This window comes from Nocardia sp. CA-129566, from assembly GCF_050956075.1.
Lineage (GTDB): Bacteria > Actinomycetota > Actinomycetes > Mycobacteriales > Mycobacteriaceae > Nocardia.
Genome location: NZ_CP192085.1, coordinates 211,334 through 238,069, shown reverse-complemented (window position 1 = coordinate 238,069; position 26,736 = coordinate 211,334). Strand labels below are relative to the sequence as shown.

Sequence of the window (26,736 nt, the reverse complement as noted above, 5' to 3'; positions counted from 1 at the left end):
TCCTGCCGGAAGACCATCTCGGCGAGGTCGCGGCTATCACCGCGGCCTCGATCTGCGCCACGACGATCGGCGCGAACAGTTGGCGGCTGTCACTCGGAACTCGGTCGCCGCCACACGGAGTCGTCGGCCTGCACTGTCGGGTCGGGCTGCGGTCTGGCCTGGTCAGGCTGCGGTTTCGCCGGATCGGGCCGCGGATGTTCAGGGGCTGCCGCGGGATTCGCCGACCTGCCCGGGGGTCCGCCCGCCGGGGATGGAGCCTGGGGCCCCGCTTGACCCGGCGGCGGATATGCAGATGCTTCCGACGGATTCGCCGACCTGCCCGTGGGCGTACCCGCCGAAGACGCAACCTGCGACCCGGCCTGACCAGGCGGCGGATATGAAGGAGCCGACGGAGGATTCACCGACCCGTCCGAGGGCATGCCCGCCGGAGACGCAACCTGCGACCCAGCCTGACCAGGCGGCGGATATGAAGGAGCCGACGGAGGATTCGCCGACCCGTCCGAGGGCGTGGCCGCCGGAGATGCCCAATCGGTTCCCGAATTGACGGAACCCGCCTGGGGATACGGTCCACCCGGGCCGTACTGCGGATAGCCGGGCGGGGGCGAGTAGGGCGTCGCGCCCGATCCGAACGAATACGCCGCTGGTCCGGGCGGAGGTGCGGCGGGTCCGTACGGATACCCCGCCACCGGCGGTGCGTAGGCGCTCGCCGGGTCGTAGTTCAACCAGCGCGTCGTCGGGGCGATGAGGGCGAGGACCGCGGTGGCGATCGGGAAGACCAACCCGATCAGACCGCCGACGCCGCCGCTGATCGCTGCCGCGCCACCGCCCGAGGTGGTGTAGCGCAGCGTCACCGTGTACTCCGCGATTCCGGCGATCACGACCACCGCACACCCCGCGACGACCAGCACCCGGCCGAGTGGCTTCCTGGTGAACATCATGACCGCGCCGACGCCGAGCAAGATCGCCGATATCAGCGCAATAACGCCTGTCACCAGTGCATATGTGGTGAACCAATGCTGCGCGAACAGGCCGGTCGAGTCATAGTCGGCAAGATCGGTCCCGAGGTCCGTGACCCCCAGCACGATATTCATACCGCCGCCGAGCAATTGGCCCGCACTGCCGATACTCGCCAGCACCCCGGCGCTGATCGCGGTGCCGCCGCCGGGCACGGGCGCCGGAGCCGGTGGATAAGGCTCATATTGCGGATAACTCATTACGGTCCCCCTTAGAGCACCGAGAAAAGCCTGGACGCACCTGCGACGACAGAATAAGGGACATGCCGATCTCACACGTGTCACGCACGGTCGCACCCACGTCCTTATGATCAGGGACTAATACTCGATGCTGGCCCGACCAGCCGTAGGACCAGAGGACTGATGACCGGCTTCCTGCTACGACGCGCGTTCAATTATGTCGTGCTGTTGCTGCTGGCTTCGTTCCTGACGTTCAGTCTGGCGTCGCTGACGTTCACGCCGCTGGACAGTCTCGAACAGCGCAATCCACGTCCGCCGCAGGCGGTGATCGATGCCAAGGCCGAACAGCTGCATCTCAACGAGCCGATCCCACAGCGCTATATCAGCTGGCTGAAGGGCATCCCGAAGGGTGACTTCGGCGAGACGCTGGCCGGACAGCCGGTCAGCGAGGAACTGCCGCGACGGGTGCTGGTGAGTCTGCGGCTGCTGATCATCGGTTCGATCGTGGGCACGGTGCTCGGGGTGTTGATCGGTGCGGCCGGGGCGATCCGGCAATACAAATTCAGTGACTACTTCACTACGGTCGTCTCGCTGCTGGTGCTGAGCACGCCGGTGTTCCTGCTCGCCACCCTGTTGAAATACGGTGCGCTGGAAGTGAATACGCTGACCGGATCGCAGATCTTCCTCTATACCGGTGAGACCTCGGCGAACAAGATCAACGGCTTCTTCCCGCAATTGCTCGACCGCCTCCAGCATCTGGTGCTGCCGACCGCCGGTCTGGCCCTCGGCGCGATGGCCGGTTACAGCCGCTATCAGCGCAATGCCATGCTCGACGTATTGCAGAGCGATTTCATCCGCACCGCCCGCGCCAAGGGTCTGACCCGGAATAAGGCCCTGTACAAGCATGGTCTGCGCACCGCGCTGATCCCGATGGCGACACTGTTCGCCTACAGCCTCGGCGGTCTGATCACTGGCGCGACATTCACCGAGAAGATCTTCGGCTGGCACGGCGTCGGGGAATGGCTGGTCAACTCCATCAATGCCCAGGACCTCTACGTTGTCGTCACGGTGACGGCATTCGCCGGTCTGGTGGTGCTGGTATCGGGCCTGCTGTCCGATGTGGTGTACGCGATTCTCGACCCCAGGGTGCGTGTGTCGTGAGTGAGCGCAGCGAACGAACCATCAACACAGCACCGTCGGGCGCGACGGAGCCGAGCGCTAGCGAGGCGCAGTCGTGACCGAAGCCGAGATCATCGTCCAAGGGGCGCCGGAGGCCGCCGCCACCGGTCGACGCAAACTCGTCCTGCGCCGCTTCCTGCGCAATAAGGCCGCCGTCGCCGGTGTGATCGTGCTGCTGATCCTGGTGCTGGTCGCCTATGTGCTGCCCTACTTCTGGACCTGGGACTATCAGGAACTCGATGGCACGGCGCTGCGCAAACCGCCGAGCGCGAAACATCCCTTCGGCACCGACGCCATCGGCCACGACGTACTCGCGCAGACCCTGCGCGGGATGCAGAAGTCGCTGATCATCGGCTTCTGCGTCGCCATTATCAGCACCACCATCGCGGCGCTGACCGGTTCGATCGCCGGGCTCATCGGTGGTTTCACCGACCGGGCCATCATGTGGCTGGTCGACCTGCTGCTGGTGGTGCCGAGCTTCATCATCGTCGCGCTGTTCGCACCGAAGACGAAGGGCAGCGGCTCGATCCTGCTGCTGATCCTGCTGCTGAGTGTGTTCGGTTGGATGATCAGCGCGCGCATCGTGCGCGGTCTGACGATGAGTCTGCGCGAACGCGAATTCGTCAAGGCCGCACGGTATATGGGCGCGCCGACCAGGACGGTGATCCTGAGCCATATCCTGCCGAATATCGCCTCGATCCTGATCATCGACACCACGCTGTCGGTGGGTGCGTCGATCATGGCCGAAACCGGTTTGAGCTACCTCGGATTCGGCGTGCAGTCGCCGGATGTTTCGCTCGGCACGCTCATCGCGTCGGGCACCGCATCGGCACTCACCTTCCCCTGGCTGTTCATGTTCGCCGGTGGACTGCTGATCGTCATCGTGCTTTCGGCGAATCTGGTCGGTGACGGATTGCGTGACGCGTTCGATCCCAGCGCGAAACGGGCTCGTTCGCGGAAGAAGGCCGCATCGGAAAAGAAGGTCGGGGCATGACGGGCGATAAGGCCGCCATCGAAAAGAACTCCACCGCACCGCTGTTGGAGGTCACCGATCTGCGGGTCTCCTTCCCCAGTGAGGAGGGCCGCATCGACGCGGTGCGCGGGGTGAACTACACCGTCTCCGATGGTGAAGTGCTCGCCATTGTCGGCGAATCCGGTTCGGGTAAATCGGTTTCCTCGCTCGCGGTGATCGGACTGCTGCCGGAGCAGGCGCGGATCAATGGCTCCATCCGGTTGCGCGGACGCGAACTGCTCGGACTCGGCGATCGCCAATTGTCCAAGCTGCGTGGACGTTCCATCAGCATGGTGTTCCAGGACCCGCTCTCGGCGCTGACCCCGGTCTACCGGGTCGGCGATCAGGTCGCCGAAGCCCTACTCGCGCATACCGATATGACCAGCCGCGAGGCGTCGGCGCGGGCGGTGGAGCTGCTGGATCTGGTGGGAATTCCCGATCCCGCGGTGCGCGCCAAGGCATTTCCGCACGAATTCTCCGGCGGTATGCGCCAGCGGGTGGTCATCGCGATGGCCATCGCGAACGATCCGGCACTGATCATCTGTGATGAACCGACCACCGCACTCGATGTGACGGTGCAGAAGCAGATCCTGAATCTGCTGCGCAAGGCGCGCGATATCACCGGCGCGGGCGTCGTCATGATCACCCACGATATGGGTATCGCGGCCACCCTCGCCGACCGCGTCGCGGTGATGTACGCCGGAAAGATCGTCGAAACTGCGCCAGCGGCAGAGCTTTTCGCCGCACCGCGGATGCCGTACACGGTCGGCCTGCTCGGCTCCATTCCGCGCATGGACGGACCCGCGCGCAGCCCGCTGATCCCGATCGTCGGTGCGCCACCGGCCATGCACGCGCTGCCGCCGGGTTGCTCCTTCGCACCGCGCTGCCCGATCGCGATCGATGACTGCCGCGCCGCCGAGCCGCCACTGGAGAAGACCGGCCTCGGCCATTCGGCCGCCTGCATCCGCACCGCGGAGGTCACCTCCGCCGATCTGTTCGCGGCCTACCGCCAGGAGATCGCGGAGCCGAGCGCGGAGGCAGAGACCGATGAGCGGGTGGTGCTGCGGGTTTCGGACCTGGTCAAGACCTATCCGATCACCTCCGGCGTGGTGTTCAAGCGCCGCAAGGGCGAGGTCCGCGCGGTCGACGGCATCAGCTTCGAGGTACACGCCGGACGGACATTGGCGCTGGTCGGCGAATCGGGTTCCGGGAAATCCACCACGCTCACCCAGATTCTGGACCTGGTGAAGCCGCAAGCGGGCAGCATCGAGATCATGGGCAGCGATATCGCGACCCTGACCAAGGCGCGCAAACGCGAGATCCGCCGGAAGATGCAGATCGTCTTCCAAGATCCGACGGCCGCGCTGGATCCGCGGTTGCCGATCTTCGATGTGCTCGCCGAACCGATGCGCATCGACGGCCGCCCGCGCGCCGAAATCGCCAAGCGGGTACCGGCACTGCTCGAACAGGTCGGTCTGCGGCCCGAGCACGCCGATCGCTATCCCGCCGATTTCTCCGGCGGCCAGAAACAGCGCATCAGCATCGCCCGCGCGCTGGCCCTGGATCCGGAGATTCTGGTACTCGACGAACCGGTGTCGTCGCTGGACGTGTCGATCCAGGCGGGTGTGCTGAATCTGCTGCGCAACCTGCAGACCGAACACGGTCTGTCCTACCTGTTCGTCTCGCACGACCTTTCGGTGGTCCGCAATCTGGCCCACGATATCGCGGTGATGTATCGCGGGAAGATCGTCGAGGCCGGGCCCGCCGAACAGATCTTCGACCATCCGAGCAACGAGTACACCCGGGCGTTGATCGATGCGGTCCCGGTGCCGATCGTCAGCCGATAGAGGGAGAGCGCGATGCCATCGAGAACCCGAGCCAGCCGGATGCGGTGGGCGGTACCGGTGGTCGCGCTCGGCCTGATCGTGGCGGGCTGTGGTTCGGGCGGCGATTCGACAACGGGGCTGTCGGACACGCTCGGCACCACCAATGACATCAATCCCAAGAGCGTCGACGAGGTGCGCGACGGTGGCAATCTGCGCCTCGCGACCACGTCGTACCCGGCCAACTGGAACACCCTGTCCAATGACGGGAACGACAGCGAGATAGCCGATATCGAACGACCGATGATGCCGCGATCGTTCGACACCAACGCCGCTGGCGAATTGTCGATCAATCGGGACTATTTCACCGATATCGCGCTGACCGGCACCGACCCACAGCAGGTCACCTACACGATCAACCCGAAGGCGGTCTGGTCCGACGGTAATCCGATCACCTGGGAAGACATCAAATCCGTGGCGAACGCACTCAGCGGCCGCGATAAGCGCTTCCTGATCGCCATTACCAACGGCTTCGAATTCGTGGACAAGGTGGAGCGCGGCGTCGACGACCGTCAGGCCGTGCTGACCTTCGGCCATCCCTACGCCGAATGGCGCGGTCAGTTCGCGGGCAATGCCTCGCTGTTCCCGAAATCCGTGACCGCCGACCCGGATTCGTTCAACAACAGCCTCGCCAATGCGATGGGGCCCAGTGCGGGACCGTTCCAGGTCGTGTCCACCGACCGCTCGCAGGGCCGAATCGTCTTGGGCCACAATCCGAAATGGTGGGGTGCCGAACCCAAACTCGACACCATCACCTACAGCGTGCTCGATCGCTCCGCCTGGACGACGGCGCTGCAGAACAACGAACTCGACCTGGTGCAGCTGGCCACCGTCGACGACGTCCAGACCGTACGCAATACCGGTGGCCTGGTAGTTCGGCGCGCGCCGGGTAATCGCTGGCGCCACATCACCTTCAATGGCGCACCGGGGTCCATCCTTTCCGATCCCAGGGTGCGCGTGGCCATTTCGAAGGCCATCGATCGGCAATCGATCGTCAACGCGATCCAGAACGGGCTCGTCGAGAATCCCAAGCCGCTGAATAATCACATCTTCCTGCAGGGACAGACGGGCTACCAGGACAACAGCCTCGGCTTCGACCCGACGGCGGCCGCCCGCGAACTCGACGCGGCGGGATGGAAACTCAACGGGAACGCGCGGGAGAAGGACGGACACAAGCTCGTCATCCGCGATGTCATGTACAACGACCCGACCTGGGTGCAGATCGCCCAGATCATTCAGCGCAACCTCGCCGACATCGGCGTGGGGCTGACCATCGACACCAAGCCCGGTGCCGGGTATTTCACCGATGTCATCCAGCCGGGTGATTTCGACGCCGCCCAGTTCGTCTGGGTGGGCGATGCGTTCGCGTTCAGCAGTATTCGACAGGCGTACTACTACGACCCGAACGACCTGCAGGGCAATTACGCCCGCGTGGGCTCACCGGAGCTCAATGCCCTGATAGATCGCGCCCTCTCGGAACTGGATCCGAAGAAGGCCATCGAACTGGCCAATGAGGTGGACCGCAAGGTCTTCGAGGAGGGCCATTCGCTGCCGCTCATGCAGAGCGACGGCAGCTTCGGCGTGCGCGCCGATCTCGCCAATATCGGTTCCCCCGGCCTCGCGTCCTACGACTACACCAAGATCGGATTCGTGAAATGACAACAGCACGTATCGCCCGGCAGCGCCGGGTAGGAATTCGGATCGTGGCACCCGCCGTCGCCATTGCGCTGATTCTGTCCGGGTGTGGAGCGGGCGAGGATGTGGCGGCGGGATCCAGCTCGATCGGCACGGCCAACGACATCAATCCGATGGATCCGAGCGAACTGCGCGACGGCGGTAATCTGCGGCTGGCGCTGACGAATTTCCCGGCGACCTTCAATGCATCGCATGTCGACTCCGACGGCGAGGTGTCCGATCTGGTCAGCTGGGCGCTGCCGGGATCGGTCAAATCCGATGCGGCGGGCGAGATCACCACCGACACCAACTATTTCACCGAGATCAAACTCACCAATACCAATCCGCAGACGATCGTCTACACCATCAATCCCAAAGCCGTTTGGACCGACGGGACGCCCATCACCTGGGAAGATCTGAAATCCCAGGCCGAAGCGCTCAGCGGGCGCAACCCGGCCTTCCAGGTGGCGGCAACGCAGGGCTACGCCCAGATCGGCACGATCGAGCGCGGCGTCGACGACCGGCAGGCGATCGTCACCATGGCCCAGCACTATGCGGAATGGCAGGGCATCTTCAGCACGTTGTACCCGAAGGCATCCACCGCGACGCCGCAGTCCTTCGACGAGGTCAACCGCAATGGGCTGCCGGTGTCGGCGGGTCCGTTCATGATCACTTCGATCGATAAGGCGCAGCAGCGCATCGTGCTGAGCCGCAATCCGAAGTGGTGGGGCGACACCCCGAAGTTGGATACCGTCACCTACAGCGTGCTCGACTACTCGGCCCGGCTGAACGCGCTGCAGAACAATGAACTGGATTCGGCGTCGGTATCGGGCATCGACGAGGTCAAGACCGCCTCGAACGCACCCGGCATCAAGGTGCGCCGCGCACCGGCGCCGCGGTTCTCGCATTTCACCTTCAATGGCGCACCCGGTTCGATCCTCGCGGATCCGAAACTGCGCGTCGCTATTGCGAAGGGTATCGACCGGCAGGCCATCGCGACCTCGGCCCAGCAGGGTGTGGTGGTCGATCCAAAACCGCTCAATAACCACATCTTCATGGTCGGGCAGAAGGGTTACCAGGACAATGCGGCCGCGGTAGCCTATAACCCCGAACAGGCCGCCAAGGAACTCGACGATCTCGGTTGGAAGCTCAACGGCGATGTCCGCGAGAAGGACGGCCGCAAGCTGGAGATCCGTGATGTGATGTACCAGCAGGAGAGCTGGGTGCAGATGGCCCAGATCGCGCAGCAGAACCTGGCGAAGATCGGCGTCAAGCTGGTCATCCAGACTTATCCGGGCAATGGGCTCTTCACCGATGTGGTCGATCCGGGCAACTTCGATATCGTCCAATTCACCTGGAGCGGCGGCATTCTCCCGCTGGGCGCGCTGCCGCAGATCTACGCCTTCGACCCGGCCAATACACTGAGCAATAAGGGCAAGATCGGGTCACCCGAGCTGAACGCCCTGATCGAGCGCACGATTGCCGAACTGGATCCGGACAAGGCCATCGAGCTGGCGAACGAATGCGACAAGATGATCTTCGAGGAAGGTTTCTCGCTGCCCATCGTGCAGTCCGCGGGCACCGTCGCGGTGCGTGATGGGCTGGCCAACTACGGTGCGTTCGGTCTGGCCTCGGCGGATTACACCAAGGTGGGTTTTACTAAATGAGATTCGCAATAACGATCGCCGTTCCCGTTATCGCGCTCGGCCTGATCGCGACGGGTTGCTCCGATAACAGCATCACTCCCGGCACGGTCGATATCGGCAGTACGAACGACATCAACCCGAAGGATCGCAGCGAGCTGCGCGACGGCGGGAATCTGCGCCTGGCCATCACCAACTTGCCGGAGAACTTCAACTTTCTGCATATCGACGGCACCACCGACACCACGTCCTCGGTGATCAGTCCGACGATGCCGTCCCCTTGGGTGAGCAATGCGGCGGGAGAACTCACCGTCGATCACAATTACTTCACCGACATCAAGCTGACGAATACCCGCCCCCAGCAGGTCACCTACACGATCAACCCGAAGGCCGTATGGTCCGATGGCAGCCCGATCACGTGGGAGGACCTGCGATCGGAGGCGGCTGCGCTGAGCACCAGGGACCCCGGCTTCCTCATCTCCTCACCCAGCGGCTTCGACCGGGTCGAGAAGGTCGAACGAGGCGAGGACGACCGGCAGGCGATCGTCACCTTCAATAAGCCGTATGCCGAGTGGCAGGGTCAATTCAGTCCGCTGTATCCGAAGTCCGTCACCGCCACCCCGGATGCGTTCAGCAACGCCGACCACGACACGCTCCCGGTCAGCTCGGGTCCGTTCATGCTCACCGGCATCGATCGCGCGCAGAACCGGATCACGCTGGGCCGCAATCCGAAATGGTGGGGCGATACCCCGAAGCTGGACACGATCACGCTCAGCGTGCTCGACAATTCCGCGGTGCTGCCCGGAATCCAGAACAACGAGATCGACTACGCCTATATGTCCGGCATCGAGAATGTGACCGGCGCGAGGAATTCGAAGAATGTGGTGGTGCGGCGCACGCCCGAGCCCAGTTGGTCGCATCTGACCTTCAATGGTGGCAAGGGCGCCCTGCTAGAGGATCCGCAACTGCGCATTGCCATTTCGAAGGCAATCGATCGGCAGGCCCTGGTGACCGCCGCCCAGAACGGTGTCGTCGATAATCCGACGCCACTGAACAACCACATCTACATGAAGGGCCAGAAGGGCTACCAGGACAATTCGGCGCCGATCACTTACGACCCCGACGAGGCGGCGCGGATGCTCGACGCGCTCGGCTGGAAGCTCAACGGCGATGTCCGCGAAAAGGATGGCCGAAAGCTGGAACTGCGCGATGTGATGTACCAGCAGGAGGCCTGGGTGCAGACTGCGCAGATCGTGCAGCAGAACCTGGCGAAGGTCGGGGTGAAGCTGACCATCCAAACCGTGCCCGGCCAAGGGTTGTTCAAGGACGTGATCGATCCGGGGAACTTCGACATCGCCCAATTCAGCTGGGGCGGTAGCGTGCTACCGCTGGGGGTGCTGCCGCAGGTCTACAAGTATGATCCGAACAACCCGAACAGTCAGTTGAGCAATAAGGCCCGCATCGGATCGCCGGAACTGAATGCGCTGATCGAGCAGACGATTGCCGAACTGGATCCGGCGAAGGCCATCGAACTGGCGAACAAATGCGATCAGATGATCTTCGCCGAGGGCTACTCGGTGCCACTGCACCAGGCCTCGGGCACCTACGCCGTCCGCGACAACCTCGCCAACTACGGGGCCTTCGGCCTCGCCAGCCCCGACTACACCAAAGTCGGCTTCCTGAAGTGAAATTCGGACCGGGCCACCCCCTGGCCTATCCGTGCTACGTGACGATCGGCGCCCTGGTTGTTTGCCTGACTTGGGCGCCGTTCGCCGATATGGACCAATTCGCGGCCCTGGCGACGGTGGCGCTCGGCATCCTGGGCTACACGGGGTTGCAACTGGCCAGGGCGCTGGGGCGCCTGCCGCACGGATTGGCGGACGGCAACCGCGCGGGTACCAGTGGCGCCGGTGGAGACAATGTCCGCACCGTCGAGATCAAGCGGTTGCGACAACAGCACCGGCTCGTCAGCCGCAGCTGGCTCGAGATCACCGAGAACTACCGAACCCGCTGGCTGCCGGTGTTTTTCGATCCTGCTCTACTCGGTATGACCGAGACCGAGGCCGAGGTGTCGGATCGGTCCATCGACACCGCCAGCCTCCACTTCTATCCCTCCGGAAAAGCGCGCGCCTCCGAACCGCCCGGTCGCCTGATCGATAATCCGTCCCGCCCGGACCCCGACGCACCGGACCTCGCAACCGACTCCGCGCGGGTCCGCCGCCGCCTGCTGCTCGACGCCCAATCCACGGTTGCCGCGCCGTTCGTGGGTCTGATGTGGGTCTACGTGGCCAACGGCGGGTTCACCGCGTTCCTCGCCGCCACCTCGGTAGGCGCGGCCACCGCCATCTGGCTGGCCGTCATCCGGGGCTCTGACCCCAGCTGACCTGGCAAGCGTCGGGCGAATCGAGCGCCGCGGGTGCGTGAGGACGAGTCCCCGGCTCAACCATGTACTGCTTCGACCAGGAGTGATTCGGCCGCGAGCCGATTGGTCTGACCACTTGACCTCCTGACCTTTGTGGCGCAGAGTAGGGATATGGCGTTGCAACCTGTGGTCAAGCGGTCGGTGTCGGGGGACGTATTCGAGCAGATCGCGGCGGATGTGCTCAGCGGGGAGTTGGCCCCGGGGGCGACTCTGCCGAGCGAGCGGCAGTTGGCGGAGGCATTGGGGGTTTCACGGCCTGCGGTGCGCGAGGCGCTGCAGCGGTTGGCGGCGGCCGGGCTGGTGGCGGTGCGGCAGGGGGATGCGACCACCGTGCTGGACTATCGGCGCGGCGCCGGGCTCGAGGTGTTGCCGCGGTTGCTGGTTCAGGCCGGGGAATTGGACCCGAAGGTCGCGCGCAGCATTCTGGAAGCGCGCCTGCACAACGGGCCCAAGGTGGCCGAACTCGCGGCGATCCGGCTCGGCAGGACCGACTCCGCCACCGTGCGCGCCGCCTTGGATCGCAGCGTCGAAGCGCTTGCCGCCGAACAGGATCCGATCGCACAGCAGCGGCATGCGATGGAGTTCTGGGATCACATCGTCGACGCCGCCGACTCCATCGTGTTCCGCCTGATGTTCAACATGTTGCGCGGCGCCTATGAACCCGCGCTCGCGGCGCTGGCCCCGATCATGTCCGCCGAGGTGGGCAATGTCGAGGCCTATCGAAACCTGGCCGCCGCCATCGAGGCGGGTGAGCCGGAACAGGCCTCGAGCATCGCTCGGGCACTGCTCGAACCGGCGACCACGGCCCTGATCGAAGTATTGGAGGGCACTGAAAGCACCCATCGCTGACGGCGTTGTAGGCGATCCGGCGATCCGGATCACCGCAGCGGTTCGGAATATCGCTCGGTGCGCCACCGAATGGACGGCACCGACTGGCTCCACCAAGGAAAGACCATGACGAAACCCCAATCATCCAGCAAGGATTCGACCACGGCGCGCGAGCGTGTGCGTCAAGACGAGCGGACCCTGCGCCGCGGCCTCAGCCTCGGCGCCGCATTCCGCGAATTCATTCGGCATCCCTCGCCCTGGCTGATCGGCAGTACCCTGGCGGCGGCGCTGGTCGCCCGAATCATCGTGGGCGACTGGCAATTGACCGATGCGCTGGTGCCCGCTGTCATGCTCGCGCTCTTCCCGCTCTTCGAGTGGATCGTGCACGTGACGGTATTGCACTGGCGGCCCAGGCAGCTCGGCCCGATCCCGATCGACAGCGAACTGGCACGCAAACACCGTGAGCACCACGTCGATCCGCGCAATATCCCGCTGATCTTCATACCGACCAAGACGCTGTCGGTACTGGTCGTCATCCTGATCGCCCTCGCCACCCTGGCCTTCCCGCGCCTCGGTCTCGGCCTGACCTTCCTGCTGATGATCACCCTGCTCGGCTTCGGCTACGAGTGGACCCACTACCTCATCCACACCGACTACAAACCGAAAGGCTCGCTCTACCGGGCAGTTTGGCGCAACCACCGCCACCACCACTACAAGAACGAGCACTACTGGTTCACCGTCACCACCTCCGGCACCGCCGACCGCCTCCTGGGCACCTATCCCGACCCCGCGACCACCGAAACCTCCCCCACCGCCCGCCACCTCCACTCGGCCTGACGGTCGGGGCAGGCGGAGCGCCGAGTAGTCAATTCGGAGCCGAGCAGCGGCGCGGTCGCGCGCCGCATCGGCATCCGATACCCGGCTCAGACGAACCCGATGGGCTGGCCCGACGGGTCACAGACCATCGCGACATTCGCTACAGACCATCGCGACATTCGCTTCGAATCAGTTGTCAGCGGCGCGAATTCGGTGCGCAGTTCCGGCTCGCCCGCGCAGCGCAGCGCAGATAGCCCAGTCCCACAGCGGGATTCGAAATGTTGCGCGCACAGCAGTAGGTTGCGACGCAACGCAAGGCCACACCCGTCGGAACCAAATCGCCTGACCTCCACGCATCCTTCGACCGCAGCGGGACCGCGTCAGGCTGTCGCGAGCAGACGACCTGCGATGGTGCGGGCGCGGTCGGCGGCGGCGGGGGAGCTCTCGCGGACGGCGGTGACTATCGCGCCGTCGACGAGCAGGGCGAATTCGGCGCCCAGTTCCTCGGCGTCGGATCGCCCTGCCGCGGTGAGGAGTTCGGTGAGATAGCCGATGACCCGGCGCTTGTGCTGATCAGCCGCGTGATGGGCGGCCGAATCCGGGTCCGCCACTTCCACCATGGTGTTGATGAACGCACAGCCGCGGAAATCCTTGCGGGCAAAGCGTTCCGAGAGTGCGTCGAATACCGCGAGCGGCCGGTCCGCCGGATCACTCGCCTTGGCTTCGACGGATTCCCGCAGCCAGGCCAGCCAGCGGCGATCGCGATCCTCGAGCACCGCGACGACCAGGTCGTCCTTACTCGCGAAGTGGCGGTAGAAGGAGGCCCGGCCGACGCCGGACTCCTGGAGCAGGCGGTCCACGCCGACCGCTCTGATGCCTTCGGCGTAGAAGAGTTCCTCGGCGGTGGTGAGTAATCGCTGCTTGGCCTGTGTTGCCATGTCCACACACTACCAGAACGGCACCGATCAGTACCGTCCGACTTGACTTATTCGGTACCGATCAGTACCGTATCAATTCGGCACCGATCGGTACCATTACGTTCGAGTTTGGAGTCACAATGTCTCGGCTACCGCTTGTGTCCATCGAAACCGCCGACGCCGAGCAGGCCGCTCTGCTCACCGAGGTGCAGCGTCAGCTGGGCCGGGTTCCCAATCTCTACGCCGCCATGGCGAACAGCCCCGCGACGCTGCGCGGATACCTGACCATGCGCGATGCACTGACCCGTGGCAAACTCTCCGCCCGCGTCCGCGAGCAACTGGCCCTGCTGGTCGCGAGCGAAAACGGTTGCGATTACTGCATTGCCGCACACAGCATGCGCGCGGGCCGGATGGGGTTCACCGAGGAGGCGATCGCGGCCACCCGCGCGGCGCACGCCGAAGATCCACACGCGGACGCGGTGCTGCGGATCGCCCGCGAAGTGCTGCGGTCCCGCGGTCGCGTCGACGATGACATCATCGCCTCGGCCCGCGAGTACGGCGTCAGCGATGCCGAGCTGAGCGAAATCGTCGGCCATATCGCGCTGAATATTCTGTCCAACTACTTCAACCACGTCGCAAAGCCGGAACTGGACTTCCCACCGGCCGCACCATCGGAAGGCAAGCAAATGACCGCGAAATGGCGCAACGCCACCAAAGTCGCTCTGGTAGAGGGCTATTCACTGCTCGACCGGGACGGAGCGCAGGTGCGCACGATCGACGATGTCGCGGTGTCGATCGAAGGCGGATTCCTGCACATCAAGGTCTCGGATACGGCCGAGGTGCAGGTGGTTTCGGCACCGGCGGTGGCATTGGTCAGCTACCGCCCCGAATCCTGAGCATCCATAACGACCGTCCTGAAGCCCGGCCCGGTGATCACTCGATCGCCGAGCCGGGCTTTTCGCGTCTCGGAGCGGCCTGTCGGCCATACCCTCACCGGGTAGCCCTACCGTCTTGACAAAGTACCCTAGGGGGGTATGGTAGACCGCAGTTGAACGGCGCCGCCGTCATCGGAGAAGGAGAGCAGATGAGCACCGCAGCCACCACCGTTACTGTCACCGTCACGGGCATGACCTGCGGCTGCTGCGCCAACTCGGTCAGCAAAGAGGTCGGCGGCGTCACCGGCGTCGATATCGACCTCGCCAGCGGGCGGGTGAGCGTCGACAGCAGCACGGCGGTCGAACTCGGCGCCATCGCCGCCGCCGTCGACAAGGCCGGATACCGGCTCGCCGAGTAACGACACCAGAACGGAGCATCCCGATGAACGCGTCCAGCAAGTTCGCCGGTTACGCCCTCGGTCTCGCGGCGGTCTTCGGTATCGCGCTGGCCGTCGGCGCCACATTGGGGCCGGAGCCCACCGAGTCCGCGCACGATTCGAAGGCACACGCCGCCATGGGCGAATCGAACTCCGGTGCGGTGCCCGCAGGACTCATGGCCAGCGAGAACGGATACACCCTGCGCCTGGACACCCCGCAGACCACCGCCGCGGCGAACGTACCCGTGCGCTTGCGCATCCTGAATCGCGCGGGCGCACCCGTCACCGACTACGTCCGCAGCCACGATAAGGATCTGCACCTCATCGTGGTCCGCCGCGATATGACCGCCTTCCAGCACGTGCACCCGACGCTCGATCAGGCGGGCACCTGGAGTGTCCCGCTGGATCTGAGCCGGGCCGGGGACTACCGGGTATTCGCCGACTTCACTCCCGCAGGCGGCGAGAACCTGACCCTCGGCGCCGACCTGCGGGTCGCGGGCAACTACGACGTCCAGGCGCTGCCCGCACCGTCGACCACCGCCAAGGTCGGCGAGTACACCGTCACACTGGACGGCACGGTCACCCCGGGCCAGCCGTCGAAGGTCGTGCTCACGGTCGGCCGCAATGGCAAGCCGGTCACCGATCTGCAGCCCTATCTGGCGGCCTACGGTCACCTCGTGGCCCTGCGCGCCGCTGACCTCGGCTATCTACACGTCCACCCGGAGGGCAGCCCAGGCGACGGTGTGACCCCGGCCGGGCCTGGCATAACCTTCTACGTCGACGCCCCGAGCGCCGGTGACTACCGACTCTTCCTCGATTTCCAGCACGACGGCGTGGTCCGCACCGCCGAATTCACCCTCTCGGTCACCGACACGGGAGCCCCGGCGTCGGGATCCGCCGCCGAGCCTGCCGGACACGGCCACTGATCACTACCCTGAGTCGCACAGAACGGAGCACACGATGACCACCGCGACACAACCATCCGCCCGACAGGTCGAATTGGTGATCGGTGGCATGACCTGCGCATCCTGCGCCAATCGCATCGAGAAGAAGCTGAACCGGCTCGACGGCGTCACCGCCACGGTCAACTACGCGACGGAGAAGGCGCGCGTCGATTTCAGTGGTGATATCTCACCCGAACAGCTGATCGCCACCGTCGAACAGGCCGGATACACCGCCGCGCTGCCCGCGCCGAAGATCGAGCAACCCGAGCAGACCGCTGCCGAAGAACCGGATCCGACGGCGGCATTACGGTCCCGACTGCTGGTCTCGCTGGTGCTGACCGTGCCGGTCATCGCGATGGCGATGGTGCCGGCATTGCAGTTCACCAACTGGCAGTGGCTGTCGCTGACGCTGGCCGCACCGGTCGTCGTATGGGGCGCGCTGCCGTTCCACAGGGCTGCGTGGACCAATCTGCGTCATGGCACCGCGACCATGGACACCTTGGTGTCGATGGGCACCCTCGCCGCTCTGGGCTGGTCGCTGTACGCGCTGTTCTGGGGCACGGCCGCAACGCCGGGCATGAAGCATCCGTTCGAACTCACCATCTCGCGGATGGACGGCACCGGCAGCATCTATCTGGAAGCGGCCGCGGGGGTCACCACATTCATCCTGGCCGGACGCTTCTTCGAGGCTCGCTCGAAGCGGCGGGCGGGTGCGGCGCTGCGGGCGCTGCTCGAGCTCGGCGCGAAGGAGGTCTCGGTGCTGCGCGGCCCAGGGGGACGGCAGCCGACGGAGTCGGCGGGGTGGGCAAGCACAGCTGAGCGGCGCATCCCGGTCGAGCAGTTGGTCGTCGGCGACTTCTTCGTGGTTCGACCCGGTGAGAAGATCGCCACCGACGGTGTGGTCGTCGAGGGTGCCTCGGCGGTCGACGCCTCGATGCTGACCGGTGAATCGGTGCCGGTCGAGGTCGGTCCCGAGGACGCGGTGGTCGGTGCGACGGTCAATGTCGGCGGACGGATCGTGGTGCGCGCCGATCGCATCGGCTCCGATACCCAGCTGGCACAGATGGCGAAGCTGGTCGAGGACGCGCAGACCGGCAAGGCGCAGGCCCAGCGGTTGGCCGACCGGATCTCCGGGATCTTCGTGCCCATCGTGATCGCGCTCTCGGTCGCGACGCTCGGATTCTGGCTCGGCACCGGCGGTTCGGTCGCCGCGGCCTTCACCGCCGCGGTCGCGGTGCTGATCATCGCCTGCCCGTGCGCGCTCGGGCTGGCCACGCCGACCGCACTGCTGGTCGGCACCGGTCGCGGTGCGCAGCTCGGCATTCTGATCAAGGGTCCGGAGGTGCTGGAGTCGACCCGTCGGGTGGACACCGTGGTGCTCGATAAGACGGGCACCGTCACCACCGGCAAGATGACCCTGCTCGATGTCATCGCCGCCGCGGGCGAGGACACCGCCGAGGTGCTGGCGCTGGCCGGGGCGCTGGAGGATTCGTCGGAGCATCCGATCGCCCAAGCGATCGCCAAGGGTGCGCGCGATAAGGTCGGCGCATTGCTGCCGGTCGAGGGCTTCGCCAATATCGAGGGCCTCGGTGTGCAGGGCGTGGTGGACGGACATGCGGTGCTCGTCGGGCGGCCACGGCTGCTCGCCGACTGGGCCCAGCACCTCGACACCGACCTGGAGCGGGCCATGTCCGCGGCCGAAGCCGATGGCAAGACCGCCGTGGCGGTGGGCTGGGACGGTAGGGCCCGCGGCGTGCTCGTTGTCGCCGATGCGGTGAAACCCACCTCGGCCCAGGCGATCTCGCAGCTGAAGGCGCTCGGGCTCACCCCGATCATGCTGACCGGAGATAACACGGCCGCGGCGAAAGCCATTGCGGCGCAGGTCGGTATCGACGAGGTGATCGCGGAGGTGCTGCCCGCCGATAAGGTCGACGCGGTCAAGCGGTTGCAGGGCGAGGGCAAGGTGGTCGCAATGGTCGGCGACGGCGTCAATGACGCCGCGGCCCTGGCCCAAGCCGATCTGGGCCTGGCAATGGGCACCGGCACCGATGTCGCCATCGAGGCCAGCGATCTGACCCTGGTCCGCGGTGACCTGCGGGCGGCCGCCGATGCGATCCGGCTGTCCCGCAGGACCCTGGGCACCATCAAGGGCAATCTGTTCTGGGCCTTCGCCTACAACGTGGCGGCGATCCCGCTCGCCATGGCCGGGCTGCTGAACCCGATGCTGGCCGGTGCCGCGATGGCCTTCTCCTCGGTCTTCGTGGTCAGCAACAGTCTGCGCCTGCGGAGTTTCCGCTCCACCGCTCAGTAGAGACTGATCGGGCGGGACGATATCGTCCCGCCCGATTTCGGCCTGTGGTCCGACCGACTATGGCCTTACTGCAGAGCGCCGCTATTTCCCAGGGCCATGGCAGCACTGCCGGTGGCCCATGCGGCGGCGGCGCTTCCGGTGGCGGCCAAAAGGGAGAGAAGAATCATCGGTCGACCTTTCGTAGAACAACGATCAGCAACCGAAAGCTACTGCCGCCCAATGACGTCCGCAATCAGCGGACAAAGACTCTCGGCAATCTCTCGCAACATTGCCAGCCAATTCCCAGCAAGACTTTCGCGCACCCCGTCGTTGGCAGAGATGCCGCAACACGACCCTCGGCTCCGCTGTCAGCGCTCGCGATGTGCGCCGCGAAGGTGACCTCCCCAGCGGCAGTATCCTCGCGGCAGGCAGGGATGGACGCGAGCAGTGTTCTGCATCAGCACGGTTGAACGGTCGGGGATCGACGATCAGGGCGCAGTACCCTTCGGTCGCCTGAAACGGGACCAGACCGGCGTCGCCACACCAGGTCGAGCGCTACCACTGCTGATCTCATCGAGGACTCTCATCGGCGATCAGTCGTGCGGCACCGGTGCCGGTGAGCAGATCTCGCCCGGCACGGCGACCAGCGACGAGCAGCAACAGCGCGGCGACCGGCCCTTCGATAGCGAGCCCGGCACCCGCGATCCAGTCCGCGTTGGTCGCCACCAGGCGATACCCGGCCAACTTCGTACGGCACCCGGACATATCGGTTGTCCATACTCGTTCGAGAGCCAATCGTGCCGCGTCGAGAGGCATTTCGCGGGTGATGCCCAGTGGAGTCGCGATGTCCTGGCCGTGTACGAGCAGGTCCATCAGTCGGTCGGCAGCGGTGGTACCGACCGGCGTCACGCGTAGTCCGATGCCGTCACGTAGCTCAGTAAGCAGCTGTGCCGTTGTCGTGTTGTCGGCGTGGCGGATTGCGGTATCGCGGATCGCTCGGTGCAGGTTGCCGCGGGCGCGAATCAGATTGACCAGAATCCAGCCGATGCCGGCATTCGTGGACAACACAATGTGTGCGACCACGTCACGAACTCGCCAGCCCGCACAGAGCGAGCCATGATCCCATTCGTCCTCGGACAATGTCTCCAGCAGTTCGATCAGGCTCATCCGCTCGGCGGCGACTGCCCGCCAAATCTGTTCGGTCGTCATCGTTTCGGTGTCGGCCATGCGCTCGCTCCGTCTTCCGTGGGTGTTCCAGTACCGTAGGAACTCCACCGGGGTGGAGGTTCCAGCGATCGTGACGGACAACACACACAACGGCAGCTTGATCAGCATCGGGGAACTGTCGCGACGGACCGGCATTCCGGTCCGCACCATCCGCTTCTATTGCGACGAAGCGATTCTGGCATCTCGACGCACGTCGGGCGGGCACCGGATGTTCGACCCGACCACCGCCATCGATCAACTCCTGCAGGTGCGCCGACTCCGCGCACTCGGTCTCGGCCTCGGTCCGATCGTGGACATCCTCGCCGGTACCGTGCCGCTCGCACAGGCAGTCACCGCCGAACGAAGTACCCTCGACACCGAACTGGCCGCATTGACATGGCGACGGGCCGCGCTGCTCGCCATCGAACACGCACCACCCGCCGAACGGGCCACCCGCGTGCAGTTGCTCGCCACGGTCCAGGACCGACACCGCACGCACGACTCCGTCGTGACGTTCTGGCGGCGCATGCTCACTCCCTTACCGCCGGACATATTCGACGGATTCATCGAAATGAACGTGCCCGACCCGGACCCCCACCACATAGTGGCCTACGCCGAACTCGCCACGCTGATCACCGATCCCGCGCTGCGCGTCGTCATGTCACGCCAGCTCTGGCGATCGGACCGCACGCGGATCCGCCACAAGCAGGCACTGCTCACCGGAGTCGCCCGGGCCTGCGAATCCGCCGCTCACCTGCTCCGCACGAACCAGCGGCCGCGGCCCGGCCCCGAACTCGACCAGTTCGTCGACGCCCACGCGAGCGCGCGCGGCGAACGCGACACACCACGGTTCCGACGGCAACTGCTCACCGGCGCAACCGATTCCGATCACCGCATCCACCGATACTGGAGCCTGACCAGCGAAGTCACCGGCACCATCACGGTTGGCACCGCCCTGCACTGGCTTTACAACGCGCTCACACAATCGGTCCACCCGGACGATATTCCCTTGGTCACGAATCCGTTCCCCTGCCCCAACTGGGATGCTGCGCAACCTGTTTCGGATCGGTGAGACGGCGCGGGCTGCCGCCGTCGCTATCCATCACCCAGACCTCGGCTCCGGCCTTGGATGATGGATCCCGAGTGAAGCGGGCGAAGAGGATCTTAGTGCCGTCGGGGGAGAATGACGGGTGCCCCGTCGAGTCGTCGGTGAGTGGTCGGACGTGATCCCCGTGGACGTCCATCACATAGATCTCGGACCGGTTCTTCCCACCCCGGTTACTGGTGAACACGATCCCGGCGCCGTCCGGGGTGAAGACCGGTTCGGAATTGAAATACGGATCCTCCAGCAGCTTCCGTGCGCCGGTTCCGTCGGCTGCTATCTCCCAGACGGTGTCGGCCCTGGTGAACGCGATCTTCGAACCGTCCGGCGAGAATGCGGGGTGCTGCGACGAGGTCAGGTCGGGGCCAACCGTATTGGGGGCGCCGGTGAGCTGCCTCAGCTCGCCACCATCGGTATTCATCAGATAGATGATGCCGCCGCGAGTGAAGGCGATCCGGCTACCGTCGGGCGAGAACGTCGGGTGGAACCCGCCGTCGGCGAGCTTCACGACATTGCTGCCATCCGGATCCATAGTTGATATCGAACGACCACCAACCACAATCTTCGAACCATCGGGAGCAAAGCTCGGATCAGTACCATCGGCAATCCGAGCAACTCCCGTGCCATCGGGATTCATCGAGAAAACCGACTGCCAGTCGTCAGTGAATACGATCTTCGCCGGCCGCGGCGGCTGCCCATGGTCCGTCCCACAGCCAACGATCAACCCCGACAACACAACACCGACGGCCACCACCGGCAGCACCCGTCCTTTTGCCCGAATCCTCGACATGTCGAGCATCGTCCCGGAACTCCCCTCCCACACCTCACTGGTCCTGGGAATGCGGAACTTATCGGCCTCGCAATAGCCGGGTTGTTCCTTCGGGTCGAAGTTCGGCGCGTACCGCCCCATCACTCACTCATCGAACCGGATGGTCTGGCGCAGCCGATCGATCAACTCGTAGCCTTGCGCTGGTGCAGCCCCGAGCCCGAGGCCGCCCGCTCGAAGAGCAGGCATGCCCGCATCCGCTGCAGCGGGCCGATCACGGCGGGCACGGACATGCTGGCCGTATCCACCACATTGCCGACCACGACCACCGAGCCGCCGCGTTATTGCTTCGGGTCGAAGTTCGGCGCGTACCGCCCCATCGCCCACTCATCGACGCGGATGGTCGGGCGCCCGCTGGTCGATCAACTCATAGCCGTGCGCAGTGCAGCGTGCCCGCATCCGCTGTACCGGTTTTCCTACCTTGCGGATTCGACGCGACCCCGGGCTTCCGCGATTCGAGGCCCAGTGTGATGGTCGCTTCTCGGCGCGGCACGATATCGACCAGGTATCCGGGTGCCGCCTGCGCACCAGCTGGCTCAGCAGGTACGCACTGCTCTAGCCGAGCGGCACGGTCACGCCGGGGGAAGACGGGGCGCCGTGCAGGACCAGCTGGCTCGGGACATCAACCTTCTTATCGTTCTTCTTGTTCTTGTCCTTGCCGGGGAGATCGAAGGCCAGCCGGATCGTGTGGGTGCTGTTGGGAGCGAGCTGGTCGACCCCGGCGCGGGACGGGCTGAATGCGGTGGTTGCGGCCGCGTCGGGGACGAGGGCGCGTCCGGCGGCGGTGATCAGGCGCTGATCGGCGATGCGGAAGACTTGCTCGCCTCGGGAGACATTGGTGACGGTCAGCGTCACGATGGTGTAGGAACCGCCCGGGGCGCCGGTGGCGCTCACATTGGACACCACCTCCGTCACGGTGAACGCAAGGTTCCCGTCGCGCACCGCACCAGCCGGAGGCTGCCCACCCGTCGAGGGCGGCGGGGCACCGGTCGAGGCAGCAGCGGAGGACGCTTGCGTCGTCGTGCCCGGAACGGAATCGGACTCGAGCACACCGCTCAGCAACCACAGTGCCGCCGCAGCGACGAGCGCCAGCCCGGCGGCGACCGGTATCCATCGGCGCATCAGACGCTTTCGCCGGAGGCCCGGATGCACGACCGGGTGTATCCGGGGCTCGGGCGGTTGCGGCTGCGGCCGGGTTTCCGGCCTTTGTGGCACCGGCCGGGTTTCCGGCGTTCGTGGCTCCAGCCGGGGCTCAGGCGGTCGCGGCTGCGGCCGGGTTTCCGGCGTTTGCGGCATCGGCCGGGTCTCGGCCAAGTGCTGGGGCGAGTCGATCGCGGTCATGACGCGGGTGCGCGGGTGCGGACCCGATGTCGCAGGGGCCGCGACCGGCGAGGTCGAGTGCGCCGATGCGGGCCAGCCCAACGCCGCACGTGCCGCCGCGGCGAATTCGCCCGCGCTGGTGTAGCGGTCCCCCGGTTCCTTGGCCATACCGCGGGCGATAACCGCGTCCAGCGCTGGCGGCACACCTCGGGCAGCCTGCGAGGCCCGCGGAGGTTCGGACATCAAATGCGCGTGCATCTGCTGTGCCGGGTCGCCGTCACCATAGGGCAGGTTCCCGGTGAGGGTTTCATACAGCACACAGGCCAGCGAATAGACATCCGAGCGGGCCTCGGCCGTGCCGGTGAACCGCTCCGGCGCCATATAGCCCAAGGTGCCCACCACCAGTCCGGTGGCCGTGAGGGCGGTTCCGGCGGCGGCGCGGGCGATACCGAAGTCGATCAGATATACGAAACCGTTGGCGTCCTCGAGAATATTGCCCGGCTTCACATCCCGATGAACAAGCCCCGCCGCATGAGCGGCATCCAGCGCCTCGGCAGCCTGAACAATGACCTCGACCGCCCGACCCGGAACCAGCGCGCCCGACCGCAGCCGCGTGGCCAGATCCACGCCCTCGATATAGGCCATCTCCAGAAAAAGATGGCCGTCGACCTCGCCGAATGCATGAATCGGCACGATGTGGGGGTTGTGCACCTGGGTGCCGAGCCAGGCCTCCCGCTCGAAACGGCGCCGATACCCCGGATCGGCGGAATACGCCGCAGACAACACCTTCAACGCGACGGCGCTACCAGTGCGGTCGCGCGCCAACCACACCTCACCCATACCGCCACGACCCACCAAACTTTCGAGGTGGTAATTCCCGAACGAGCCGCGGGCGCTCAGCACCGACACACCCTGACCGTATCCCCCGGGATCAACGCCCGCGACACCACCACTCACTCACCACTTGCATCCGCCCAGCCAGCTGATCGACCGATGGTGTGAGGATGCGTCGTCCTCCACGCCCTGGGAACCAAATGCGACCGCTGGGTGACATACATCCCGCTCCAGGCTGGCTCGATGCCACTGACCCGAGGATTCAGAGAGCGGATGACGGGACTCGAACTCTCCTGCGGCGCTTCACAAAAAGCCTGGTCAGCAGCCTGAGCCGACTCAAAGATCGGGCCCCAAAAGACATTTCATAACTTTTCAGTACGTTTCGAGACTGGAACTACCACCTTCCTGGTGACTCGGTCATCAGGTCCGGCATGGGCCATCTCATGATCAAATCGGCCCGGTTGGGGAACTCCGCCCGACACCTTGCCACTACTGGCATCGGATGGACGAGACCTGGACCCTTGTTCATCCCAGCCCTTCGGCGATCGGCCCGACCTCGCCCGAGCAGACACCCTCGCTTCTGCACGGCCTCGTGTCACCGGCAGGCCGCTGACCAATCACGAATTCGGCGGGGTGGTCGACCGTGCAGCGAAGTTCACCGAGGAGGAGCCGGACTGCCGCCGTCGGCGCAAGCCGGGCGGGAAGTAGAGGCCGTTCGCTGACCGACCACGGCCGCGGAATGGACTGCTGGCGCGATTCAGTCCGTTCCGGCCGAGGGCAGGCGCGACGGCCGTGTCGAGGTAATCACTTGGCGCGGGTCCGGCCGGATGAAGTCGAAGGATCGGACGACGCGCCCGCTCGCATCGGTGCCCGTTCGCCGCAAGCCCCTGCTGCTGTGGCGGATAGTGCGCTTTCGGCCAGCATGTTGGGCCGAGTCCAGTTGGTCACGGCCTTGGGTCCGCTGCGTCAACGCTCGTTCGTCGCACCCTGTTTCGATCTTCGACACCGGTTCCCTCCGCCACGGAGTACGCGGGCAACGGTGGGGAATGTGGCGGGCATTATAGATTGGTCAAAGCGGCGACTTCTGGAGTTCGGTGAAACCGCGTAGAATTCGAGCCGGTCGGGACAGTATTTGGAGCCCTATCATGACCGAGAGAAAGAATTCACACACAAAGTTCGCCCGGTTGGCGGCGGCCGCCGGTATAGCCGCAGCTGCCGCGATTCCGGTCGTCGCAACCGCGACGCAAGCGCCTAGCGCGCAGGCAGCGACACCCACGTCTGCAACCCAACTCGCCGACAGCCCTGGTTGGGGTCACGGCGGCGGGTGGGGCGGCGGCGGTTGGGGTCACGGCGGCGGTTGGGGCGGCGGTGGCTGGGGTCACGGCGGTGGCTGGGGTCACGGCGGCGGTTGGGGTTGGGGCGGCGGCTGGGGTTGGGGCGGCGGCGGCTGGGGATGGAATCCCGGCTGGTGGAATTGGTGGAACCCACCCGGCTTTGGTGGCTGGGGCAGCTTCTAGCGCCGGTGAGCGAGCCCGGACACGCACAGCGTGCCGGGCTCGGTCGCATCGAATACCGATCATGGGAAGCCAGGTTCGACCAACCGGGCTGGAGCTGGTGACGAGATGAAGATTGTGTGTATCGGTGGCGGGCCGGCCGGGTTGTACTTCGCTATTTCGATCAAGCGGCGCGACCCAGCCCATGACATCACGGTGATCGACCGCGATCCCCCAGGGTCCACCTATGGCTGGGGCGTCGTGTACTGGGACGATCTGCTCGACATTCTGTATCGGAATGACCCCGACAGCGCCCAAGCGGTGCGTGCCGGGTCGGTCCTATGGCGTGAACAGGCAATTCATGTGCGCGACAACCAGACCGCGCATTTCGGGGGCTACGGGTTCAGCATGGGGCGCGCGGCATTGCTCGACGTACTTTCCAGGCGGGCAAGCGATCTGGGCGTCGAGGTCCAGCACGGGCGAGAGGTCCACGATCTGTCCGGCTTCGACGACACCGATCTCATCGTCGCCTCCGACGGCGCGAACAGCCGGGTACGGCAGCTGGGTAATCATCATTTCGGCACGTCCGTCACACTCGGCGAGAATCGATATATCTGGCTCGGTACGGACAAGGTGTTCACCCGATTTACCTTCGACTTCGAACACACCCCGGCCGGTTGGATCTGGTTTCACGCCTACCCGTCGGTTGCCGAGAAGATCAGCACCTGCATCGTCGAGTGCCAACCGCAGACTTGGCATGGACTGGGATTCGGCTCCCTGGACAACCTGGAGAACTTGCGCGTTCTGGAGAGCATATTCACGCGCCTGCTCGATGGTCACTCGTTGATCAGCAAGACACAAGGCGAGTTCGCAAGGTGGAGCCGCTTTCCCGAGGTAACCAACAAGACCTGGTATCACGACAACGTGGTGCTGCTCGGCGATGCAGCACACACCACGCACTTCACCATCGGTTCGGGCACCCGGTTGGCAATCATCGACGCCGTCGTGCTCGCACAGAACCTGTACGAGCATGCCGAGGTCGCCGACGCACTGGAGAACTACGATGCGCAGCGGCGCGCAGCGCTGCGCCCGATCCAGGCCGCCGCCCGTACCAGCATGATCTGGTTCGAACACGCCGACCGGTATCTCGACCGCAGCGCCGTGCAGTTCTCCTATGCGATGGCGGCTCGCCACGGGCTACAAATGCCCTGGCGATATCAGCTACACCTGCTCACACAGGTACCCACGGTGCGAAAGATCCGGCGTGCCATCAACTCCGGACAACGGTGGTGGCGGGCTGCCCGACGGGGGGAACTCGCGGCACTGCCCTCGCCACGACGCCCACCCGAACCGATCCCGACCGATCAGTCGATCTCCTGATCCCCGCACCGGCACAGTGCGGCAACTATTCGACTACTCGACCGGTCTGCCGCCGTGCGCGACATGGAAATACAGGCAAACTGTAATTGTTTGCAGCACAACGTATCCAGTCCTCGGCCGCAGTGTCGTCGCCGCGGTCGGCCAGAATCCTCGCCAAACCAGGCCATCCCGGCCGGGTCACCCTTCTCGGCGGCCGACCGAAACGTATCTGCGGCCAAGCGCCGCTGCCATAGGTATTTGCTGCGCAACAGCAGATGACCGACAGTCACCAAGCCTCGGGATCACCGGCCAGCTGGCCGCGGAGCATCCGGAAATAGGCGCGTATCTCTCGGAACTTCTTCTGCACCCGGCTTTTCGACATGTCCCCACCGCTTCTTCCGGGACCCGATGCCAGGAAAGCCCGGGCGTGCCGAATGTGTACCCGTTCGGCAACCCCGCAACACTCACCCTGGCAGTGTCCGG

Annotated in this window: 21 protein-coding genes; 16 read left to right on the top strand and 5 right to left on the bottom strand. The window is 65.2% G+C overall.

What is annotated here, in order from left to right:
* Positions 1-89 precede the first annotated feature (89 nt).
* Entirely contained in the window at positions 90-1,214 is a 1,125-nt protein-coding gene (locus ACQP0C_RS01100) for a hypothetical protein (RefSeq protein WP_433729706.1), read from the bottom strand.
* Positions 1,215-1,376: 162 nt separating this feature from the next.
* Here ACQP0C_RS01100 and ACQP0C_RS01095 point away from each other — a divergent pair, with 162 nt between their 5' ends.
* The 9 genes from ACQP0C_RS01095 (at position 1,377) to ACQP0C_RS01055 (ending at position 12,671) form a co-directional block, all read left to right on the top strand.
* Entirely contained in the window at positions 1,377-2,354 is a 978-nt protein-coding gene (locus ACQP0C_RS01095; RefSeq protein WP_433729704.1) for an ABC transporter permease, read from the top strand.
* A gap of 73 nt (positions 2,355-2,427) precedes the next feature.
* The gene (locus tag ACQP0C_RS01090; RefSeq protein WP_433729702.1) at positions 2,428-3,366 is read left to right on the top strand and encodes an ABC transporter permease; all 939 of its coding nucleotides are present in this window, start codon (positions 2,428-2,430) and stop codon (positions 3,364-3,366) included.
* Entirely contained in the window at positions 3,363-5,231 is a 1,869-nt protein-coding gene (locus ACQP0C_RS01085; RefSeq protein ID WP_433729700.1) for an ABC transporter ATP-binding protein, read from the top strand. The genes ACQP0C_RS01090 and ACQP0C_RS01085 overlap by 4 nt, the downstream gene beginning before the upstream one ends.
* Before the next feature lie 12 nt (positions 5,232-5,243).
* Entirely contained in the window at positions 5,244-6,926 is a 1,683-nt protein-coding gene (locus ACQP0C_RS01080; protein WP_433729698.1) for an ABC transporter family substrate-binding protein, read from the top strand.
* Positions 6,923-8,608, top strand: coding sequence for an ABC transporter family substrate-binding protein (locus tag ACQP0C_RS01075; RefSeq protein ID WP_433729696.1), 1,686 nt, complete (start codon positions 6,923-6,925; stop codon positions 8,606-8,608). The genes ACQP0C_RS01080 and ACQP0C_RS01075 overlap by 4 nt, the downstream gene beginning before the upstream one ends.
* Positions 8,605-10,272, top strand: a complete 1,668-nt coding sequence (locus ACQP0C_RS01070; protein WP_433729694.1) for an ABC transporter family substrate-binding protein — start codon at positions 8,605-8,607, stop codon at positions 10,270-10,272. The genes ACQP0C_RS01075 and ACQP0C_RS01070 overlap by 4 nt, the downstream gene beginning before the upstream one ends.
* A complete protein-coding gene (locus tag ACQP0C_RS01065) occupies positions 10,269-10,967 on the top strand; it encodes a hypothetical protein (RefSeq protein WP_433729692.1) in 699 nt (232 codons plus the stop codon). Before ACQP0C_RS01070 ends, ACQP0C_RS01065 begins: the two co-directional genes overlap by 4 nt.
* 150 nt (positions 10,968-11,117) lie before the next feature.
* A complete protein-coding gene (locus tag ACQP0C_RS01060; protein ID WP_433729690.1) occupies positions 11,118-11,855 on the top strand; it encodes a FadR/GntR family transcriptional regulator in 738 nt (245 codons plus the stop codon).
* A gap of 105 nt (positions 11,856-11,960) precedes the next feature.
* Positions 11,961-12,671 carry a sterol desaturase family protein gene (locus tag ACQP0C_RS01055; RefSeq protein WP_433729688.1) on the top strand — a complete coding sequence of 237 codons (711 nt, stop codon included), beginning with the start codon at positions 11,961-11,963 and terminating at the stop codon, positions 12,669-12,671.
* 359 nt (positions 12,672-13,030) lie between these two features.
* On the opposite strand, the gene ACQP0C_RS01050 is transcribed toward ACQP0C_RS01055, so the two are convergent.
* Entirely contained in the window at positions 13,031-13,588 is a 558-nt protein-coding gene (locus ACQP0C_RS01050; RefSeq protein WP_433729686.1) for a TetR/AcrR family transcriptional regulator, read from the bottom strand.
* Positions 13,589-13,725: 137 nt separating this feature from the next.
* On the opposite strand from ACQP0C_RS01050, the gene ACQP0C_RS01045 reads away from it, so the two are divergent.
* From ACQP0C_RS01045 to ACQP0C_RS01030, 4 genes are all read left to right on the top strand, one after another.
* Entirely contained in the window at positions 13,726-14,463 is a 738-nt protein-coding gene (locus ACQP0C_RS01045) for a carboxymuconolactone decarboxylase family protein (RefSeq protein WP_433729684.1), read from the top strand.
* Between the two features lie 188 nt (positions 14,464-14,651).
* Complete coding sequence (locus ACQP0C_RS01040; RefSeq protein ID WP_433729682.1) at positions 14,652-14,861, top strand: heavy-metal-associated domain-containing protein; 210 nt, start codon at positions 14,652-14,654, stop codon at positions 14,859-14,861.
* 23 nt (positions 14,862-14,884) lie between these two features.
* Positions 14,885-15,805, top strand: a complete 921-nt coding sequence (locus ACQP0C_RS01035; protein ID WP_433729680.1) for a hypothetical protein — start codon at positions 14,885-14,887, stop codon at positions 15,803-15,805.
* A 34-nt stretch (positions 15,806-15,839) separates the two neighbouring features.
* The gene (locus ACQP0C_RS01030; RefSeq protein ID WP_433729678.1) at positions 15,840-18,134 is read left to right on the top strand and encodes a heavy metal translocating P-type ATPase; all 2,295 of its coding nucleotides are present in this window, start codon (positions 15,840-15,842) and stop codon (positions 18,132-18,134) included.
* A 549-nt stretch (positions 18,135-18,683) separates the two neighbouring features.
* Here ACQP0C_RS01030 and ACQP0C_RS01025 read toward each other — a convergent pair.
* Positions 18,684-19,340: a maleylpyruvate isomerase family mycothiol-dependent enzyme gene (locus ACQP0C_RS01025; RefSeq protein ID WP_433729676.1), complete on the bottom strand. Its 657-nt coding sequence runs from the start codon at positions 19,338-19,340 to the stop codon at positions 18,684-18,686.
* Positions 19,341-19,410: 70 nt separating this feature from the next.
* On the opposite strand from ACQP0C_RS01025, the gene ACQP0C_RS01020 reads away from it, so the two are divergent.
* A complete protein-coding gene (locus ACQP0C_RS01020) occupies positions 19,411-20,391 on the top strand; it encodes a MerR family transcriptional regulator (RefSeq protein ID WP_433729674.1) in 981 nt (326 codons plus the stop codon).
* Here the strand turns inward: ACQP0C_RS01020 and ACQP0C_RS01015 are convergent.
* Together ACQP0C_RS01015 and ACQP0C_RS01010 are read right to left on the bottom strand one after the other, a co-directional pair.
* Positions 20,333-21,220 (bottom strand): hypothetical protein, encoded by an 888-nt coding sequence (locus ACQP0C_RS01015; RefSeq protein ID WP_433729672.1) that lies wholly within the window; start codon positions 21,218-21,220, stop codon positions 20,333-20,335. The two genes, ACQP0C_RS01020 and ACQP0C_RS01015, sit on opposite strands and share 59 nt — an antisense overlap.
* Before the next feature lie 582 nt (positions 21,221-21,802).
* Positions 21,803-23,476 carry a serine/threonine-protein kinase gene (locus ACQP0C_RS01010; RefSeq protein ID WP_433729670.1) on the bottom strand — a complete coding sequence of 558 codons (1,674 nt, stop codon included), beginning with the start codon at positions 23,474-23,476 and terminating at the stop codon, positions 21,803-21,805.
* Positions 23,477-24,546: 1,070 nt separating this feature from the next.
* Between ACQP0C_RS01010 and ACQP0C_RS01005 the strand changes: the two genes are divergently transcribed.
* Together ACQP0C_RS01005 and ACQP0C_RS01000 are read left to right on the top strand one after the other, a co-directional pair.
* On the top strand, positions 24,547-24,918 hold the full coding sequence (locus ACQP0C_RS01005; protein ID WP_433729668.1) for a hypothetical protein: 372 nt from the start codon (positions 24,547-24,549) through the stop codon (positions 24,916-24,918).
* Positions 24,919-25,023: 105 nt separating this feature from the next.
* Positions 25,024-26,274 carry an FAD-dependent monooxygenase gene (locus ACQP0C_RS01000; protein ID WP_433729666.1) on the top strand — a complete coding sequence of 417 codons (1,251 nt, stop codon included), beginning with the start codon at positions 25,024-25,026 and terminating at the stop codon, positions 26,272-26,274.
* The last annotated feature ends 462 nt before the right edge of the window (positions 26,275-26,736 follow it).

Coding starts and splice junctions, on each gene's coding strand:
- ACQP0C_RS01100 (WP_433729706.1), bottom strand. CDS start 1,214: ATGAGTTATCCGCAATATGAGCCTTATCCACCGGCTCCGGCGCCCGTG.
- ACQP0C_RS01095 (WP_433729704.1), top strand. CDS start 1,377: ATGACCGGCTTCCTGCTACGACGCGCGTTCAATTATGTCGTGCTGTTG.
- ACQP0C_RS01085 (WP_433729700.1), top strand. CDS start 3,363: ATGACGGGCGATAAGGCCGCCATCGAAAAGAACTCCACCGCACCGCTG.
- ACQP0C_RS01080 (WP_433729698.1), top strand. CDS start 5,244: ATGCCATCGAGAACCCGAGCCAGCCGGATGCGGTGGGCGGTACCGGTG.
- ACQP0C_RS01075 (WP_433729696.1), top strand. CDS start 6,923: ATGACAACAGCACGTATCGCCCGGCAGCGCCGGGTAGGAATTCGGATC.
- ACQP0C_RS01070 (WP_433729694.1), top strand. CDS start 8,605: ATGAGATTCGCAATAACGATCGCCGTTCCCGTTATCGCGCTCGGCCTG.
- ACQP0C_RS01060 (WP_433729690.1), top strand. CDS start 11,118: ATGGCGTTGCAACCTGTGGTCAAGCGGTCGGTGTCGGGGGACGTATTC.
- ACQP0C_RS01055 (WP_433729688.1), top strand. CDS start 11,961: ATGACGAAACCCCAATCATCCAGCAAGGATTCGACCACGGCGCGCGAG.
- ACQP0C_RS01050 (WP_433729686.1), bottom strand. CDS start 13,588: ATGGCAACACAGGCCAAGCAGCGATTACTCACCACCGCCGAGGAACTC.
- ACQP0C_RS01040 (WP_433729682.1), top strand. CDS start 14,652: ATGAGCACCGCAGCCACCACCGTTACTGTCACCGTCACGGGCATGACC.
- ACQP0C_RS01035 (WP_433729680.1), top strand. CDS start 14,885: ATGAACGCGTCCAGCAAGTTCGCCGGTTACGCCCTCGGTCTCGCGGCG.
- ACQP0C_RS01030 (WP_433729678.1), top strand. CDS start 15,840: ATGACCACCGCGACACAACCATCCGCCCGACAGGTCGAATTGGTGATC.
- ACQP0C_RS01025 (WP_433729676.1), bottom strand. CDS start 19,340: ATGGCCGACACCGAAACGATGACGACCGAACAGATTTGGCGGGCAGTC.
- ACQP0C_RS01015 (WP_433729672.1), bottom strand. CDS start 21,220: ATGCTCGACATGTCGAGGATTCGGGCAAAAGGACGGGTGCTGCCGGTG.
- ACQP0C_RS01005 (WP_433729668.1), top strand. CDS start 24,547: ATGACCGAGAGAAAGAATTCACACACAAAGTTCGCCCGGTTGGCGGCG.
- ACQP0C_RS01000 (WP_433729666.1), top strand. CDS start 25,024: ATGAAGATTGTGTGTATCGGTGGCGGGCCGGCCGGGTTGTACTTCGCT.